This window comes from Gardnerella sp. DNF01157, assembly GCF_049244225.1.
Lineage (GTDB): Bacteria > Actinomycetota > Actinomycetes > Actinomycetales > Bifidobacteriaceae > Bifidobacterium > Bifidobacterium leopoldii.
The window spans coordinates 879,882-898,716 of sequence record NZ_CP058388.1; the positions used below are offsets into that span (position 1 = coordinate 879,882).

An 18,835-nucleotide genomic window follows, 5' to 3' on the forward strand; every position below is an offset into this window, starting at 1 on the left:
TCCCGGGTCAAAAAGGCTCGGGATTATTTATTATTCAAGCATTCTATGCCACATTCCTGGAAAATCAGGAATCGTTTTGCGAGTAGTAGAAATATTTTTGATTCTTATATTTTCTATGCGTAATCCAAGCATTGCAGCAAAAGTTGCCATTCTGTGATCCGCATAAGTTTCCATTACTTCCCCATGCATATGATTACTTGGCTCAATACGAATGCCATCTTCGAGCTCTTTAGCACCAATCCCAACTCGATTCAATTCATTAACTAAAGCTTGCAAACGATTCGTTTCATGCCCTCTCAAATGCGCGATACCATGAAGTTCACTTGGACCGTCCGCAAAAGCAAGAATAGCTGCAATACTAGGAGCAATCTCCCCTGCTGCACTCAAATCAAGATACGGAATTGCTTTAATCGAACCATCGCTTTCCACATGCATTATTCCAGCGTCATCGCTTGTTTTTTCAAAACTAACTTTTGCGCACATTTTCTCTAATATTCCAGGAAGCAATCCTCCAGGTTGAGTTGAAGAAAACGGCCAATTAGGTATACTGACACTTCCTCCAGCAATCAATGATGCTCCTAAAAATGGCGCAGCATTAGAAAGATCAGGCTCTATAGTAACAGTATCAGATAAAGCTATTTTGCTCTCTTTAACATGCCACATTGCGTTGCTAGTCATATTTACAACCCCACCCGCTTTGCAAATATCGTCCATAGTCATGCGAATATGCGGCATACTTGGCAATGTGTCACCAATATGTTTAAGACTTAAGCCTCCAGGTATACGTGAACCAATTAGAAGCATCGCAGAAATAAATTGTGATGATGAAGAAGAATCAATTTGCACGATTTTTTCAGAAAAATTATTTATTTTAAATTCGACTGAAGGTGGCGTAATAGTAAAAGGTAAGAAACCCTCTTCTCCTTGATACTCTACGCGAGCACCAAGCTGCTCTAAACCGTCAAGAACTGGCTTCATAGGACGCGCATAAGCTTGCTTATCGCCATCAAATCGCACAGCTTTATTTGCAAATAAAGCTAAAGCTGCAACGAAACGCATTACAGTTCCAGCTAAACCACAATACACTTCAGCATTATCTGGAATCCTAAAAACTCCGTCTTCTGGAGGAATTACACGAAGCTTAGTTCCATCTTCATTTAATGACTCACATCTAACGCCAAATGTAGATAAAGCGCTAATCATAAGCTCCGTGTCGCGCGAGCGCAATAATCCTTGTAAAACTACTGGTTTTGTGCCCAAAGCTGCCAAAATTAAATAACGATTCGACAAAGATTTACTTCCAGGAACCTCAATATAAGCTTTTAATTGATGATTAGCATACGGCGCTTTCCAAAAAGTAGTGCAATCTGCAATATCGTTAATACCACTCATACTATGAATACTATCGATTGACATGTACTGTTAAATAAGAATAAAAAGCAAAAATACGCATATTTCATTAGATATAAAAAGTCGGGGTGACAGGATTCGAACCTGCGACATCCTGCTCCCAAAGCAGGCGCGCTACCAAACTGCGCTACACCCCGAGGCTTTTGAACTGATCACCAGTTCCAAGCACAATCAATTACAATAGCGCACTTTGCAGACAAATGCAAATTACGACACACGTATTATGAAAATTTTTTCTTCATTACAAAATTCGACTAACAAAACTCATTACTAGCCACCAAACGATACAATAGAATTAGTTTAAAGAAAAAGGGGCTAAGTATGGGACGCTTCCAGCGAACAGAGGCAATGGGGTTAATATCATTCATAGTTTGCGCAGCTTGTGGAATGATTATTATGAGAATGTATATGGCAACAATGCCAGCGTTTTGGCAAATTAGCCAGCGACTATTCCTTACAGCTTCAACTATTGTGTCTTTGTGCAGCGTAGGCGCTTTTATTGTTGGATACTTGCGTACAAATAAAAAAGTTATCAGCCATCACTTAATTCGAGTAGCTAAGCACGCGTTTGAAATAACAGCGCTTTCTACGATTTACGGCGCAACGATGTTTCTTATGTCTTTTGCTTTGCTATCTATTATTAATAGCATTATTGGCAGAGCGGCAATGAACAGCTATTTACCAGTATTATGCTCAGCTTTATCTGGAATAGTTGGATACGCAACTCTTATTCAAGCTGAACTTCTTGAAGCTAAAACTGTGGCTTCCCTCCTGCCATTATTCGTTATTTCTGGAGCTGCAACTGCAGGTCTTACGACAGATGATCCGTACTGGTATAACAATAATTTCTCTCAACTTGGAGACCGCACAACATTTGCAGCTAGTATGTTTAATGCAACACTTGTTTTGTCAGGAATTTGCATTATCATAACGAGCTACTTTGCTATTACTGAATTCGTTGCAACACAGCACGAAATGCTACAACACAATAACCAAAAACTGATTAAACACTTCAAGATGCGCACAACTGTTATGGCAGCTTTGCTGATTCTTGGAGGAATATCGTTTATTGGAATAGGAACTTTTAGATACACGCCACATCCTTTCTTACATGATTTATGTGCTCGAGGAGTGACAGGATTAATTTGCACAATGCTTGTTTGCCTTCCATGGCTTGCTCCTAGGCTTTCTCGCACATTCTATATTGCTTCCGATTTAGCGGTTATTCTTACTGCGTGGGCAGGAAATCAGTGGGTACATGGAAATAATACTCTTACAAATGTTGAAGCATTATCATGTCTGCTATTTCTTGGATGGATTATTGTATTTTCACGACAAGTTGCGGCTATGCAAAGCGATCGTCTTCAATCAAAAATAAATCAAGCTTTAATATTAAATAGAAGCTCAAAAGCACAAATAGAATAAGAACAAAAGATAAATTAAACTAACAAAAGCAGCGTAGAAACTTAAATTTCTGCGCTGCTTTTAGTTTTTACAAGTCACGAACTTCTTTACGAATAAAGTATAATACTCAACATTCTGGCTTATGCTCGCTCATAAGAAGCAAGAAACTACGAGATTGTGCGACAATATTAAATCCTGCTTCATATAACAATTCCGGACCCTTTGGATTATATGTGTCCACAATCAACTTCCACTTCTCACCATAACGTTTATCTGGCAAAGTAAAAGTAATAGGTTCATAATGCGCATTAAAAATAAGCATAAAGTCATTATCAACCATTCTCGTTCCATACCAGTCAGTTTCTGGAATATCCGAACCATTCAAATAAATCATCACAGATAAAGCATGAGTATTTGACCAGTCCTCCATATCCATAACAGTACCGTTATGGTCAAGCCATTCAACTTGTGGAATATCGCTTACATCATCTCCAGCAGAACGACCTGTAAAGAAACGACGACGATGCAACACAGGGTGCTTCAAACGCAGGTGAATAAGCTTAGAAACGAAATCGAACATATCTCGCTGAGTTTCGTTATAATCCCAGCTTATCCACGAAATAGCATTATCTTGGCAATAAGCATTGTTATTACCATTCTGCGTGCGCATGACTTCATCACCAGCGCATATCATAGGAATGCCCTGGCTCATCAAAAGAGTTGAGAACAAATTGCGTATTTGACGTTCACGCAATTCGTTAACATCGTGAATATTAGTAGGTCCTTCAACACCGCAATTCCACGAACGATTGTCGTTTGCACCATCACAATTGCCTTCTTTATTAGCTTCATTATGCTTTTCGTTATAGCTAACTAAATCGTTCATAGTGAAGCCATCGTGAGCTGTAATAAAGTTCACGGAAGCTACAGGCTTTCGTCCATTTTGCTCATACAAATCTGAGCTACCCATAAGCCTGCTAGCAAATTCAGGTAATGTAGATGGTTGTGAGCGCCAAAAGTCGCGAACACAATCGCGATATCTTCCATTCCACTCAGACCAACTTGGAGGGAATCCACCAACTTGATATCCACCAACACCAATATCCCAAGGCTCAGCAATAAGCTTCACACTTGAAATAATGGGATCCTGCTCAATAATGTCAAAGAATGCAGAAAGTTTATCTACTTCTTGGAACTGACGAGCAAGAGTTGCTGCTAAATCGAAACGGAAGCCATCGACATGCATTTCAGTTACCCAATAACGCAAACTATCTGTGATTAACCGCAACGCTTTTGGAGAACGCATAAGTAAGGAATTACCAGTACCAGTAGTGTCAAAATAATGACGCTGATCATTATCTACAAGACGATAATATGCGCGATTATCAATACCACGGAAACTCAAAGTAGGACCACGGTCATTGCCCTCAGCAGTGTGATTGTAGACAACGTCTAGAATCACTTCCATGCCTGCGGCATGGTATGCCTTAACCATTGACTTAAATTCGTTAACTTGCTCTCCGCGCTGACCAGAGCTGGAATAAGAATTCTGAGGAGCGAAGAAACCAATAGTGTTGTATCCCCAGTAGTTACTTAATCCTTTATTTTGCAAGAAAGAATCGTTTACAAACTGATGAATAGGCATCAATTCTATTGCAGTAACACCAAGCTTCCTTAAATAAGAGATAACGCTTGGATGTGCAAGTCCAGCATAAGTGCCTCTAATATCTGGAGGAACACGTTTATCAAGATTAGTCATTCCACGAACATGAGCTTCGTAAATAACAGAATCATGATACGGAATCATAGGGTGCTGATCATTACCCCAATCAAAATACGGGTTAATAACTGCAGCCTTCATCGTATGATCCGCAGAATCCAAAGTATTCATTGCTGAAATATCATCTGGATTATCAAACCAATACGAGAAAAGACTCTCATCACCGTCTATATTTCCTTCAATCGCCTTGGCATATGGGTCAAGCAACAACTTATGAGGATTGCACCATAAACCATGAGAAGGATCATAGGGTCCGTGAACACGATAACCATAACGCTGACCAGGCTGTATGCCTGAAACATAGTTATGCCACACGTATGAGTTCTGCTCAGTCATATCAATACGTGTTTCATTATCATGCTCATCAAATAAACATAATTCAACGCGCTTTGCAACTTCGGAAAACAGCGCAAAATTCACGCCAGCGCCATCATAGTTTGCGCCAAGCGGATACATGGAACCTGGTCGTATATGCATAATATAAGTATCTCATATATTCGAGTAGTTTTCACGTCATGTTGACGTTATTTAAAAAAGCTTGAATTTTAAATGAAAGCCTCAATTAATAACGTAATTCCATGGATCGCAAGCTTCACCTAACCAAGCAACTTCTGGACGCTCTCCATACATTTCTTCTATGCAGTCAGCAATATCATTAATCGCATAAGTAAACCACAATGATTCAATAGCACTATGAGAAGTGTTAATAATCATAGGATATGTGTGTTGAATGTAATCTTCACCAGAAGAAAGACGCAGTTTCGATTCATATTTAGCTCGCTCAATTGCGTCAAGTGCAGGATGATGACGCAAATCGCTTGTAACATATACGTCAACTTTTTCCTTGCGAACTTCATCTAACAAGCTTTCCCCAGAACCAGGCAAAACAGCTACTGTACTAACTTTCGCATCAAGATTTCCAGCAACTTGAACACCAACTTTTGTATGAGGAAGAACGTTAAAAACATTTTGCGCAAAATCACGCAATGATATTGGCACATCCAAAACACCAATTCTGCCTAAGCCAATGTTACGTCCAGCAGAATCGATCTGTTTAGAAACAACAATTGGACGCAAATTATGAAGACCAAAATACTCTGCCGCAGCATGAGCAACTCCACGCCACGCGACATCCGCATTAGTGTGACCAACCCATAGCGCACAATTATTACTAATTAAACGCTGTACAATTTCACCACGAACAGTTTCGTTTGAAACTCCATGCACAGCTTTGAAAAATAGCGGATGATGAGTCACTAATAGGTTGGCACCCATTGATAACGCTCGATCAACTGCGCTAATCGTAGGATCACTGACACATACGATTCGTTGAATTTGGGAATTCAAGTCTCCAACAATAAGACCAGGCTCATCCCACTCTTCAGCAAAGCTTAATGGGTACAATGTTTCTATAGCTTCAATTACTTTGCTTAATCTAATCATTTCTTCTACCTTTAAGTAGTGTTAATGCGCTGCTAGTTGCCAATCTACACCAACTCCAGTAGAAACATTAAGAGGAACATCTAAATGCACAGCATTTTCCATAGCTTTACGCACAATATTTTCTACCTGCTCTTGCTCACCATGTGAAATTTCTAAAATCAATTCATCATGTATTTGCAATATTACTCGGCTACGAACTTTTGCTTCACGCAATCCCAAATCAACACGAAGCATAGCAAGTTTCATAATATCTGCGGCAGTACCTTGTATTGGAGCGTTAAGAGCTCCGCGCTCAGCAGCTTCACGAGATGCACGATTATTGGAAGAAAGCTGCGGGAAGTACCTACGTCGACCAAACATAGTTTCTGTATATCCAAGTTCTTTTGCCTTTGACACAAGAGATTCCAGATAGTCATGAACATTGCCAAAAGTATCAAAATACTTATTCTTCAACATTTCAGCTTCAGCCGGACTAATAGAAAGCTGTTTGGCTAGTCCATAAGTACTCAATCCATATGCTAATCCATAGCTCATAGCTTTTACATGAGAACGTTGATCCGGCGTTACTTGTTCAACAGGAATCTTATAAACTAAGCTCGCAACATATTTATGAAAATCTGCGCCGGAACGGAATGCTTCAATAAGAGTTTTATCATGAGATGCATGAGCCATAATACGAAGCTCAACTTGTGAATAATCACAACTCATTAAATATTCAAATTCTTCTCCTGGAATAAAAGCAGCACGAATCTCACGACCAGCAGCATTCCTATTAGGAATATTCTGGAGATTAGGATCAGCAGAACTTAAACGACCAGTTGCCGCAATAGTCTGCTCAAAAGTTGTATGGATGCGCCTATCATCATAATGAGCCGCATCAATTAAACTTTGCACAATCTGCTTCAATTTATTAGTTTCGCGATGTTTAAGTAAGGCGCCCAAGAATTGACTTGCAGGCTCTTCGGGATCGAGTTTAACGTACATAGCTTGCAAAGCTTCGGCATTAGTCGTGTACGAGCCATTCTTTGTGCGACGAGTAGGTTTAAGACCAAAATGCTCAAAAAGTATTTGCTGCAACTGCTTAGGACTTTGTAAATTAACAGAACTATCTGCAACTTTCCAAGCCATATTTTGCGCGAACTCAGCATCTGCAGAAAATTGCTTAAGCATACCACTTAAACGTTGCATATCAACTGCAGCACCGACGTCTTCCATGCCACGCAAAACTCGCGAAATAGGCATTTCCAAATCAGTCATCAAACCAGTTTGTTTTCTATCATCAAGTGTTGAAGCAAAATGAAGAGCCAAAAGACGAATAAGAAGCGCAGTTCTTAAGAATTTAGCTTCACGCGCTTGAGTTTGCTTTTCATTATTTTCTTCTTCACTGGCTGGCGTTTCATCGTCAATAAGAAGATCGAGCTCACCCTGCTTAGCTTCATTTTCACCCAAATTATCTTCATCTGACTGAATATCTAAATAATGTTCAGCCATATTTTCTAAAGTTTCAGCTCGAAAATCAGGCTCCAATAAATATGATGCCAATCGAGTATCAAGAAGTGGAGTGCCAAATGAATTATTCGAATCGAATAATTCTAACGATTTTAGCAATCCCAAATGCTTTTTATAATCATGCAATACTGTTATTGAAGAATTTTTTTGCAAGAACTTTCGCAACATCTCGAGCAAAGCTCGATCTGCCGATTGCAAATCAGACGCGTACAATAACACAGCTTTATGAGCAACAAGAATTATTAAAGAATCTGCAGTCAACTCAAAATGATGTTTTGAATTCTTCTTGCACTCATGAGCGTATATTACAACTTCTTGATTTTTCAGTATAGGTTCGGCACATTTACGAGAATTATTTATAATTTTTTCGGAACTTAATTCTTCAAAATTCTCTTCTTCGGAACTTAGTTGGTCGAAAGTATCTTCAGTATTTTTTGAATCTTTCTTTATTTCTGTATAAAGTAAAGAAGAAACGGAATTCTCCCAATTAATAAAGTCTTCTACAGTTTTAACATGATGCAAGTCAATGCTTGCTAGCATTTCTTGAAAATTTTCTGCGTCAATATTTGATTGATCACCTTGAACTAGCTCATCGTTATTAGCATTACCTTCATACGTAGACGAAAACATTATACGCATATTATTTTCAATAGATTGTTGCGTACCGTTGCTAAAAGTTTTGAGAATCTTTCTCTTTTTTAATTCGCCAAATTCAAGTTGAGACAGCAAGATTCCTAATTTTGCAGCATCAACATCACCAAAGCACAAATCATCTACAGTTACGCCTAAATCCAAATCGCAAACTAAAGCATTAACTTTACGGTTTAAACGAACTTGATCAATATTTTCTCTTAAAGCTTCTCCCTTTTTACCGCTAATCTCATTCGAATGTTCAATAATATTTTCTAGGCTGCCGAATTGATTAATCCATTTAGCAGCGTACCCATCTCCAACACCTGGAACTCCTGGGATATTATCTGCAGTTTCTCCTCTTAACGCTGCTAGATCAGGATATTGCTTAGGCGTAACATGATATTTTTCAAAAACAGCATCCTTATCCATTTCTTTTAAATCTTTAAAATGCTGTCCTGGATACAAAACAGTAATATTGTCATCTATAAGTTGGAATGCATCACGATCGCCAGAAAGTACCAAAGTTCTATAACCGGCATTCGCTCCCATTGTTGCAAGGGTGCCGATAACATCATCACCTTCATAACCTGGTTTCTCAATATAAGTGATACCAAGAGCTTTAAGCATCTGTTGAATAATAGGAAGCTGCGAAAGAAGCTCCTGCGGAGCAGCATCACGAGTACCTTTATATTGAGGAAGCATAGTATTTCTAAAAGTTCCACCTTTAACGTCAAAAGCAATAGCTAAGCGGTCAGGCTTCTCTTTTTTTACAACCTGCGAAAGCATAGTAATAAATCCCCAAATGGAATTTGTTGCTTGCCCAGAGCGAGTAGAAAAATTATCTGCAGATATTGCAAAAAAAGCACGGAACGCAAGAGAATGGCCATCGACAACCAACAACGTTCCTTTCTCATTCTTAAGTTCCGAAGAATGTTCTTCAACGATGTCGGTATTCACTGTTGACTACTCACCCACGTTCCGTAATTACTAATAAATAACTATGCAGTTATATAAAAATGAATAAATATAACCCTACTAATTTTCAGATGAAGATTCTGCTTTATCATCGCTATACTTTGCAATAATAGCCATTGCAAGACGCTTCTTAGGGATACGCTGATCCATAGAAGTTTTTTGAATCCAGCGGAAAGCACCCTGTTCAGAGAATCCAGCCTTATCCATAAGAAGACCTTTAGCACGATCTACAAGCTTACGTTCTTCTAAAGTATCTTCAGCTTTCTTCAACTTTTCTTCTGTTTTCTTCAACTGATCTTCAGCATCGTGTAACTTGTTTTCTGCACGTTCAACACTATCTAATAAATCGTTGATTTCACTAAAGCGACCCATAGCAACTTCCAAAGCAGGAAGAAGTTTAGATTCTTCATACGGTTTAGTAACGTACGCCATCGCTCCAGCACCAGTTGCTTGTTTTACTAAATCTGACTGTGAAAAAGCAGTGAGCATTACTACAGGAGCAATATTCTCATCACAGATTGTTGCAGCGGCGGTAATGCCATCCATAACAGGCATCTTAACATCCATGCATACAACATCTGGATGATTTTCACGCGTCAACTCAATAGCTTCTTGACCGTTAGCAGCCTGACCTACAACTTGATATCCGTTATCTTCAAGCATTGCCACTAAATCCATACGATTAACTGATTCATCTTCTGCAACTACCACAGTACGAATATGATTGTTTTTCTTTTCTTTAGATTCTCGCTGAGCAGCTTCATCATCTGCAGCTTTGCGCAGCTCATCATCAGTAAGTACCTCAGGCATCGCTGGCTCTGTCCCTTCATTTTCATCCATACCTGGCATATTCAAAACCTCACTTCATTGCCACACATTCACAGGGCAACATCGCCATGCATCTTTAACATGGCGCTCACGCAACGGCACACTCACAAACACTAGTGAAAATTGCGCATCATAACACAATTTGCAAGTCATTAAAATACCGCACGCGCACCATGTTCGTGTCAATTAATAATATCATAAGAATTGCAAGACGCGCGAACAAGCACATACAATTAGCACTATTTTGCTTATTTTATATAATCGCAGATAATAATACAGCCAGCGCACCAAGTATTGCCTGAGCAACGCACATAGGAAAAGCGTTCTTGTAATCACCTATAAGCACACATTTAGTAAACTTATAAGCTTTAATTGCAATGACTAACAATAAGAGCCACTGAAAAGCAGCAAAAAATAAATGCCATGAAGTATTGCATACAATCGCACTAAAACTGAGGAAAACTTCAACACTATAAAAGCGCCATATTGATGGCACTGCAGAAGGTAACACAATAATCAAAATAGAATATGCGATCAATAGAACAGCAGAAACAATGCTCATAGCAGCGCATAAACGCCTACCATTGCGCTCACCAATTCTAACCATAGCAGTTATTTTTCCATGCTCTTTATCGCTTTTAATATCTCGAAGATTGTTTACCATCATTAAGCAAGCCGAATAAGCACCAGGAATGCAAGATATTAGCAAACAAGCCAAAATCCTTTGCCCGCCATTAATAAATATACTAGTTTCTGGAATACCAATTCCATATGTAATTGCGCATAACGAACCAATAAAAGGAACAGGACCGAAAAATACAAACGCACTTACTTCTCCCCAACCTTTATAACCGTAAGGATGTTTACCCCCGGCATAAAACCAGGCTGCAGCAAAGCACGCAATTCCAAGTAAAATAAACCAATATATTCCAGTTCGCAAAACAATAATCAAACCAAAAATACAAGAAATAAAAGCAGAAATTATTACAGCTTTAAGCACAGATTTCGGGGAAATTCCAGCATTTGCAAGGCGCCAAGATACATCGCATAAAGGCTTTGAATTATTGCTACTTAAAGCACGCAAACTACGATTCTCATCCAAGCCATTCAATCCGTCACAATAATCATTGGCATAATTGACGGCGATTTGCATAAACGCAGCAACCATGCAGCACAAGAAAAATTGTATAAAACATTGCTCTAGATGCATAATTGGTTCTTCAAAATACGAAAATCGCATCATTCTAAATGAAACCGCAAACGCCATAACAACAGGAACTAAGCCTATTGGAAGCGTGTAAATTCTTGCACCCTTAAGCCAAATTTTTACACTTTTCATCAAAAGCCTCATAAATTATTTATGATTTATTTATTTATGATTTACACAAATATTTTACACTAAATTTGGCAAAAAGATTGAAGTGCATATTGGTAAAGCAATAATAAGTGCAGAAATAACTAAAGACAAGAATCCACGCCATCCGAATGGGTATTTGTAATACGAAGACTTGCGTGTACGCAAATAAAAGCCGCGCTCTTCCGCTGCTAGCGCAGAACTATCTGCTTTACGCACTGAAGAAACCAAAAGAGGCACAATAAGAGGCATCATAAGTTTTAATTTTTTAAATGGATTTTTACTATCGTATTCAACTCCGCGAGCCATTTGAGCTTCTGTGATTTGAGACATTTCTTGCGCAAAAATAGGCACAAAACGAACCGCAGTAGTTATAGTAAAAGCATAACAATATGGAATATGCAAATATTGGACTACAGCATTTGCAAGATCGTTTAATTTAGTTACTGTTAGCACTGTAACAAGAGGAAAAGCAAAACAGAACAAACGCAAAGAAGCTTTCGCTCCAATATCAATACCTCTTAACGTAAACCATAGAAAAATATAGTTCCCACTTTGAGCAATAACAGTTTGTAGCAAAAACATTACGCAAGAAATTATTAGCATAGCTTTAATAAGGCCAAATAATGTTTTAACAACATGAGTAAAAGCCATGCCAACAAAAATAATAACAGCTAGCGCAATAAGTACAGAATACTGTTTAGCAATAAATACGCTTATTACAATACTCGCAGCAAGAATTAGCTTCGCAATAGGGTTTGTGCGGTGAAGGAATGTGTTGCCTGATTGATATGTTAATAGTCTCGTTTTCATAAATATCAGATGCCTTTATTTTACTTCTAACTATTCTGCTGATTATGCTGCTTATTCTGACTAAGTTTTGCGATTTTACCAAAACGCAACGCTTCAACTAATTCTTTTCGCGTATACAATCCATAGCATTGCTTAAAACCGTTAGAAACCAAACCTTGGCAAACAGCACACAATAATGGTGGATATAAAGAAGCAGCTGAACAGACGTCTGGTTTTTCAAAAACATCATGCGCTGAACCATCAATAATAAGCTTTCCATCATTAATCGTTATAAGTCTAGTTGCATAATCAAGCACAACTTCCATATCATGACAAACCATAATCACGCAACAACCGTGAGCTCGCAACTCCTCAACCACTTGCATAATTCTCACGCATTCATAGTAATCAAGCCCACAAGTTGGTTCATCGAGAACAAGTATTTTAGGACGCGTTACGACAGTTGCAGCCAATGCCACCATTTGTCTCTGCCCTCTAGAAAGCATGAATGGGCTGTCAGTAGGATTTAAGTCAAGTTTCTCAATAATTTCCATTGCATGCGTTTTCGCCTGACTAGAATCTTCACCAATTAAAATACAGCTCAACTCTACTTCTTCAAGAACAGTCTCTTTACATAATTGATGATCAGGATTTTGGAATAATGTCGCAACATATTTTGCTATTTGACTAATTCGCAATGGCTTGGTGTCGATACCATCAATTGTTACACTACCTTCAGTAGGTCTTAGTAAACCGTTAATAATTTTTGTAATAGTAGTTTTTCCGGCACCGTTTTTACCAATTAGTGCGATCAATTCACCAGCATAAGCATCAAATGAAATATCTTTTAGAGCCTTGACATCATTTGCATAAGCAAAACTCACATGATCTATTGAAAGGCATGGCTTATCAGTATTATTAACTGCATTGTTAGCTCTTTTAGAATCTTCTTTATTAAGTTCTAAATCAGCTTCTGCATCATGCGCGTAATCGCTATTAGAAAGTTTAGAATAATCAGAATGCAAAGTTTTAACAATAGTATTTACAGTTTCTTCAACGCCAACACTAAGAGGTGCTGGATCGCAAATTTGTTCATCTTGTAATTGTTTAAGCAATCGCGTAGTACGTGGATAATTAATACCTACTTTACGAAGTAACTCTATATCTTTAAGAGCTTCGCAAACAGGAGCATCGAGAACAAGCTCACCTTTAGAAAGCACTATAAGACGCTTGCAATATTCACTTAATAAAGCTACTTTTTGCTCAATCACTACAATAGTAATACCAAAGTTTTTATTCAAATCACTTAAAACGTCGAAAATCATACGTGAAGAAACTGGATCCAGCGCACAAGTAGGCTCATCTAAAACCATCACTTTAGGCCTTAAAGCCAAAATAGCAGCTATTGCGACCTTCTGCTTTTGACCTCCAGATAGCGTGTCTAAATCACGATTCCGCAAATTGCTAATACCAACAGTTTCTAGTGCATTTGCTATACGCTCAGGAATTTCATCGTGCGAAACTCCGAAGTTTTCTAAACCAAAAAGCAACTCATCTTCAACGTTTGCAGCAACCATTTGCGCATCAATATCTTGAATAACAGAGCCAATTAAACAAGCAATATTAGTGAGCTCAAGAGTAGTAGTGTCATGACCAGCAATTCTGACAGTTCCGAAAAACTTTCCCGAATAATGGTGAGGAATTGCTCCAGAAAAAAGTGAAGCAAGAGTTGTTTTACCAGACCCAGAAGGTCCAATAATTCCAACGAATTCACCTTGATGAATACTAAGGTTTACTTTATGAAGAGCATAGTTGCAATTATCTTCATTGTCTTTTTTATCTTTATTTGCAACACTTTCATCACTATGAGTATCGTAACGAAAAGATACATTGCTTAATTCAAGCAATGGCACTTCTTTTACTGATTCATCACTTTTTTTCATAGGCTCTTTACACGGTTCGGCAGAATCAACTAAATGATTATCTGCAACATATTTTTCTTGCTGAGACATAACATTCCTAACTCTAACACACCGAGCAAACGCTAAAAAATTAATAACACAAAAACACAAGTTGACATCAATCATATTAGACTGATGCCAACTTGCTTTTATACCTTTATATTTATACTTCTATGACTTTATACATTTATACGCATTAAACACATTCGTTAATAATGATGTATAACGTGCAATTAAACATGCAATCATAAGAATTTCTTAGTTACATTATTTATTATTTGTGCAATACAAGTCGCAATGGAGTATAAAGAATTTCAACAATAATCGCATTAAATGCAGCAGTACCAAAAATAATTGGCATCATTACGATTACCATGTTTGGAGAATGAAGAATAAAGTAAGCAGCAATAGAAGCGAAAATGCAACCAGAAATTACTGTTGTAACAAAAGTTGCAATAAATGGGAAAACACTTACTTTACGAGCAGCATCCTTTGGGAAGAGATGGACATATCCAATTAAAATAGCTGTCATAATAATTGCAGCAGGAATGTCACACGCATATTCAAGGAATGGAATCGAAGTATTAAGTTGGATTAATGTTGCAGCAAGAGCTCCAATAATAGCTCCTTGATAAATCTTTGGACGAACCAACAAAATCGCCAAGCAGAATGAAGCAATAACAAACTCAGGCTGGATATTTCCAATAGAAAGAGGCTTGGCAACAGTAAAATCAAGAATGCATCCTGCTGCAAATAGAACTGCAACCAGCACTAACGAAGTAATATTTAGTGCATGATTCTTAACTTTCGCATTTTTCATCATTACCGACGCAACATCAGCAGTTGCATTTGCGACGCCGCTAGTAGCTTCCATAACTTTTTCATTAGTTTCATTAGCCATGATTTCTCTCCTTGTTTAAGCTTCATATTATTTGAATACAAAGCTATCGAATATTTTGTTGTGATTTGTGATTTGTGATTTGGTTATTTTTGAAATTTAAGGCTTGTATACAAAAAGACCCCCGGGGCTTACCCGGAGGTCTTTTACAAGCTTTTATACGCAGCTTCTAAAACTTCAGAGTAAACTCACGCCAAAGAGAAGACTGCCACCACCACATACGTGCAGCATTAAGAGTATCGAAAGATTCAGCATTCATGTTCATGTTAAGCATGATGTCTGCCTCCTTAACTCATTAATACTAACTGTGGTTCACGCACAAACCCCAACCGAAGTATTCGATATTTGTTTGTGTTGGAAATGATGCTAACACCATAAAAGTACAAATGCAAACATTTTTTCAAAAATATTCTCCTAATGAAATAATTATTACAAAAATATTTATAAATTTATTATTCGTAAATCCTTATTTTGCAAAGAAAATCTCGTTTTAAATAAAGAAACTCCCGAAATAATGTAAAAGAAAAAATTTACTTAAATAAATGCAACACGCTGATTCATTTAGTTATTTTAGAATTTTTTACATTTTGACTCTTTAATTGCTGAGCAATTTGCAATTTTACTGCAATAATTCGCTTTACAGACTCATCAATTCGAGACTCAGGTATATCACCTTGACGAACTGCATTAACAACAGAATAATACGCTTGACGCAAATTTGCAGGAGAAAGTAATATATCGATGCCTGCTTTAATTCCTGTAATTGCAGCAACTCCAGGAGAATAGCGCAACGATATTGCGCCCATTCCTAAAGAGTCAGAAATAAGAATACCTTTATAACCAAGCTTTTTACGAGCTAAACCAGTAACAATTTTCTCAGACATGCTAGCAGGAATATCATCACCTGTAATCTTCGGATACGACACGTGACTGACCATAATAAACTTAACACCAGTGTCTACAGCATCTTTGAATGGTACTAAATCTATTTTTCTTAACGCAAGTGGAGTTTGGTTCGAAACAGTAACGCCTTTGTGAGAATCCTCAAAAGTTGAGCCATGACCAGGAAAATGCTTATACGTGGCAAAAACGTGATGCTCTTGCAAACCGTCAGTAAACGCATCTGTCATATTTGCAACTAGCGAAGCATTAGAGCCGAATGAACGCTTGATCATCAGGTTATTATCCGGATTAGTAATCACATCAGCAACTGGAGCAAAATCAACATTAAAACCTAAATTCGAAAGATAATTACCAATGTAAGCACCAGTTTTATAAGCTTTGCGAGTTTTCTTAGTCGCTCCAATATCCCTCATATTAGGCGAGGAATTAACACCCATTTGAGGATTTGAGCTAACTCGCGCAACAGTGCCACCTTCTTCATCAACAGCTACTAAAGCAGGCAGTGACACTCTAGATTCGCTTATTGATTGCAACCCAGAAATCATTTGCTGAGTTTGATTAGGATTCTGAATATTCTCCCTGCTATACATTATTCCGCCAACAGGTATGGAATTAAACGACTGCTGCATTTGCGAGCCAGAAGATACCACAGTCCCGTATGTTCCAGCTAATTCTTCAGGCTTAACTATGAACATTTGAGCAACTTTATCTTCAAGAGACATCTTTGATAGCACATTTTTAACAACACTGCTATTAGGGTCAATCCCCCGTCTTGCTTGCCTTTTACGTGCTTGCTTTAGTGCTTCAAGTTTTTTAGCCACATCCGCAGGGTTAACTGTTTTCTTACTAACATAAGTTTTAGAAGAAACATTAAAAAAATGCGAGCGCATAACAGATACTGCAGCAAACATAGATATTGTAAGTAAAACAATAGCTATAATAGCCACTAAAATAGCAGCAAAACGCTTTCTTGGAACAACACTTGCAATTTGATTATGATGCTGAGCACTACGATATTGCATAGTGCGACCATCTACATAATGCGGACTGCTTTGTAGTTTACGTGTCCTTTGCTTTCGCATAACGAGTTTCCTCTAATTCGCTAAAAATGAACCAAAAAGTAGTAGCGTAATACTAATGCCTATTTATCTCACAAACATAGCCAGTTTTACCGCTAAAGGTTTTACGCAATGTAGGAGTCGTAAATAAATCATCGCGCTGATCATTCCAAGACCACTCATCATTTAAACGCCAAAGCATAAGATAGAACTCAGGCTCTCCATCTTTATCGTTTCGACTTGGTTCTCCTGGCAACCAGTTTTCATACTTTACTTTTTCACCAGTAACCCAGTGCGCAAATACGTCACCATTCTCACGTTGCGAAGTATAACCGCCAATCCACACATACTTAACGCCTTCCTTTTTCGCCATATTGATTACCTTTTTCTCTTTACTCTTACTGGTAAGAGTTACTAAGTAACCACCATCTTGCATGCATGCACTATTAGCTTCAGTCCACTTCACATCGCCCTTATGTAGCACGAAGCGAGTTGCACCCTTCTTATAATTCTTCTTCTTAATTGGCTTAAACGACAAATCATCACCAATACCACCAGACTGATGATTCTTGGAATCTGCAACCAATGCAGAAACCACTCGATCAGCATACGCATTCGAAGAAGAATCAGAATCATATTCTAAACAATAAACATTATCTTGATTGACTCGAATTCTATTCATTACCTCTTGCATATCTGAAATTGAATTCATATCCCAGAAGTAACCATTCGTTTCATTCGCAATATTTTGCAGAGTACTTGAATCAGCTTCACTAGTACCAATCAAATATACAGGAATACCTTTTTCTTTAGCTAAAGAAATAACCTCATCAGCAGTATGAGTACTCTCATTATCTTGACCATCAGTAAACGCAATTACGCAATTAAAGCCAGGATGATTAGAAGCATTAGTAATTCCGGTATAAAGTGCGTCATACAAAGCTGTCATGCCGTAAGGAGTCATATTATCAATGCCTGTAAGCAATCGATCTTTATCGTTAGTATACGTTGCCATATACATTAAGTAACTATCGAAAGATATAAGCTCTCCTGTATCGCCAACCTTATAATTAAGATTGCGCACAAAATCACTCATAGTACGTTTCATCGTATCTATAGAATCTTCCATAGATCCAGATTTATCAAGCAGAATTTCGTAATTAACACCTTGTTTATCTTTAATGCGCTCAACTTTATGGATAAGTCTTTCAGCTTCTCTGCCACCACCAATCTTCTCACGAATTGCAGCAGTAGGAGAATCAATTTCCAAAGCTTTTCCACTACTATCAGTAAGCGAAAAGTACAGTTTTACATGAGGATATTTAGATACGTCAGAGTCAACAATTTTCAACTTATAATCCGCGTATTTATTGGATTTCATAATTTCTTTTCGCAAAGTTTCGTAAGGAATTTGTTTTGGTCTCATATAATCCCAAATGCAATACCCAAAAATACTTGAAAGAATAACAGCAATCATAACAATAATAGCTATAATAATATTCCTTCGCTTCGCATCATTTTCAGCAGCAACTTGCGCATACCCGTATTGTTGTTGATACGGGTATTGTGTATTTGTTTCAGGGCGATAATACTGATTAGGAATGTTGCTGGTATAAAATACTTGCGTTTGCGCTTCAGGATGAGGCTGCTCTGCTTGCTGAGACTGAGTATTATTTGCTGGAGAAGTAATTTCTGTACCACACTGCGTGCAGAACCTTGTATTATCTTTTAAAATAGCTCCACAATTAACGCAGTACATGATTTTCTTCTTTCTCTTCCTTATTAGTAAAACATTCGCATACAGTTACAAAAAACAAACTATTTATTGATTCTATACCCTGCTTCAAACACAAAGCCGAGGATATCGCAACAAATGCAATTATCCTC

The 18,835-nt window shown here is 37.8% G+C and carries 12 protein-coding genes and 1 tRNA gene; 1 reads left to right on the forward strand and 12 read right to left on the reverse strand.

Translation table 11 applies throughout. The features are described 5' to 3' along the window. Positions 1–30 precede the first annotated feature (30 nt). Together aroA and HXT38_RS03275 are read right to left on the reverse strand one after the other, a co-directional pair. On the reverse strand, positions 31–1,392 hold the full coding sequence (gene aroA / locus HXT38_RS03270) for a 3-phosphoshikimate 1-carboxyvinyltransferase (RefSeq protein WP_064340547.1): 1,362 nt from the start codon (positions 1,390–1,392) through the stop codon (positions 31–33). A gap of 81 nt (positions 1,393–1,473) precedes the next feature. Further along, positions 1,474–1,547 (reverse strand) — tRNA-Pro (locus tag HXT38_RS03275). 184 nt (positions 1,548–1,731) lie between these two features. On the opposite strand from HXT38_RS03275, the gene HXT38_RS03280 reads away from it, so the two are divergent. Continuing rightward, positions 1,732–2,835: a hypothetical protein gene (locus HXT38_RS03280; protein ID WP_004119320.1), complete on the forward strand. Its 1,104-nt coding sequence runs from the start codon at positions 1,732–1,734 to the stop codon at positions 2,833–2,835. A gap of 106 nt (positions 2,836–2,941) precedes the next feature. On the opposite strand, the gene glgX is transcribed toward HXT38_RS03280, so the two are convergent. The 10 genes from glgX to HXT38_RS03330 form a co-directional block, all read right to left on the reverse strand. After that, positions 2,942–5,071 carry a glycogen debranching protein GlgX gene (glgX, locus tag HXT38_RS03285; protein ID WP_421791613.1) on the reverse strand — a complete coding sequence of 710 codons (2,130 nt, stop codon included), beginning with the start codon at positions 5,069–5,071 and terminating at the stop codon, positions 2,942–2,944. Positions 5,072–5,152: 81 nt separating this feature from the next. Next, positions 5,153–6,037, reverse strand: a complete 885-nt coding sequence (locus HXT38_RS03290; protein ID WP_004106979.1) for a Nif3-like dinuclear metal center hexameric protein — start codon at positions 6,035–6,037, stop codon at positions 5,153–5,155. Between the two features lie 21 nt (positions 6,038–6,058). Next, the gene (gene polA, locus HXT38_RS03295; RefSeq protein ID WP_410295043.1) at positions 6,059–9,136 is read right to left on the reverse strand and encodes a DNA polymerase I; all 3,078 of its coding nucleotides are present in this window, start codon (positions 9,134–9,136) and stop codon (positions 6,059–6,061) included. A 78-nt stretch (positions 9,137–9,214) separates the two neighbouring features. After that, complete coding sequence (locus HXT38_RS03300) at positions 9,215–10,003, reverse strand: ANTAR domain-containing response regulator (RefSeq protein ID WP_004119309.1); 789 nt, start codon at positions 10,001–10,003, stop codon at positions 9,215–9,217. Positions 10,004–10,235: 232 nt separating this feature from the next. After that, positions 10,236–11,321 (reverse strand): 1,4-dihydroxy-2-naphthoate octaprenyltransferase, encoded by a 1,086-nt coding sequence (gene menA / locus HXT38_RS03305; protein WP_004119308.1) that lies wholly within the window; start codon positions 11,319–11,321, stop codon positions 10,236–10,238. A 54-nt stretch (positions 11,322–11,375) separates the two neighbouring features. Then, positions 11,376–12,149: an energy-coupling factor transporter transmembrane component T family protein gene (locus HXT38_RS03310; protein WP_004106997.1), complete on the reverse strand. Its 774-nt coding sequence runs from the start codon at positions 12,147–12,149 to the stop codon at positions 11,376–11,378. 26 nt (positions 12,150–12,175) lie between these two features. Next, the gene (locus tag HXT38_RS03315; protein ID WP_421776918.1) at positions 12,176–14,140 is read right to left on the reverse strand and encodes an ABC transporter ATP-binding protein; all 1,965 of its coding nucleotides are present in this window, start codon (positions 14,138–14,140) and stop codon (positions 12,176–12,178) included. A 223-nt stretch (positions 14,141–14,363) separates the two neighbouring features. After that, positions 14,364–14,990 carry a hypothetical protein gene (locus HXT38_RS03320; protein ID WP_004107001.1) on the reverse strand — a complete coding sequence of 209 codons (627 nt, stop codon included), beginning with the start codon at positions 14,988–14,990 and terminating at the stop codon, positions 14,364–14,366. Between the two features lie 554 nt (positions 14,991–15,544). After that, the gene (locus HXT38_RS03325; RefSeq protein ID WP_004119300.1) at positions 15,545–16,972 is read right to left on the reverse strand and encodes a glycoside hydrolase family 3 protein; all 1,428 of its coding nucleotides are present in this window, start codon (positions 16,970–16,972) and stop codon (positions 15,545–15,547) included. A gap of 52 nt (positions 16,973–17,024) precedes the next feature. Next, complete coding sequence (locus tag HXT38_RS03330; RefSeq protein WP_410295618.1) at positions 17,025–18,707, reverse strand: VWA domain-containing protein; 1,683 nt, start codon at positions 18,705–18,707, stop codon at positions 17,025–17,027. Between the last annotated feature and the right edge of the window lie 128 nt (positions 18,708–18,835).

Coding starts and splice junctions, on each gene's coding strand:
- aroA (WP_064340547.1), bottom strand. CDS start 1,392: ATGAGTGGTATTAACGATATTGCAGATTGCACTACTTTTTGGAAAGCG.
- HXT38_RS03280 (WP_004119320.1), top strand. CDS start 1,732: ATGGGACGCTTCCAGCGAACAGAGGCAATGGGGTTAATATCATTCATA.
- glgX (WP_421791613.1), bottom strand. CDS start 5,071: ATGCATATACGACCAGGTTCCATGTATCCGCTTGGCGCAAACTATGAT.
- HXT38_RS03290 (WP_004106979.1), bottom strand. CDS start 6,037: ATGATTAGATTAAGCAAAGTAATTGAAGCTATAGAAACATTGTACCCA.
- HXT38_RS03300 (WP_004119309.1), bottom strand. CDS start 10,003: ATGCCAGGTATGGATGAAAATGAAGGGACAGAGCCAGCGATGCCTGAG.
- menA (WP_004119308.1), bottom strand. CDS start 11,321: ATGAAAAGTGTAAAAATTTGGCTTAAGGGTGCAAGAATTTACACGCTT.
- HXT38_RS03310 (WP_004106997.1), bottom strand. CDS start 12,149: ATGAAAACGAGACTATTAACATATCAATCAGGCAACACATTCCTTCAC.
- HXT38_RS03315 (WP_421776918.1), bottom strand. CDS start 14,140: ATGTCTCAGCAAGAAAAATATGTTGCAGATAATCATTTAGTTGATTCT.
- HXT38_RS03320 (WP_004107001.1), bottom strand. CDS start 14,990: ATGGCTAATGAAACTAATGAAAAAGTTATGGAAGCTACTAGCGGCGTC.
- HXT38_RS03325 (WP_004119300.1), bottom strand. CDS start 16,972: ATGCGAAAGCAAAGGACACGTAAACTACAAAGCAGTCCGCATTATGTA.
- HXT38_RS03330 (WP_410295618.1), bottom strand. CDS start 18,707: ATGTACTGCGTTAATTGTGGAGCTATTTTAAAAGATAATACAAGGTTC.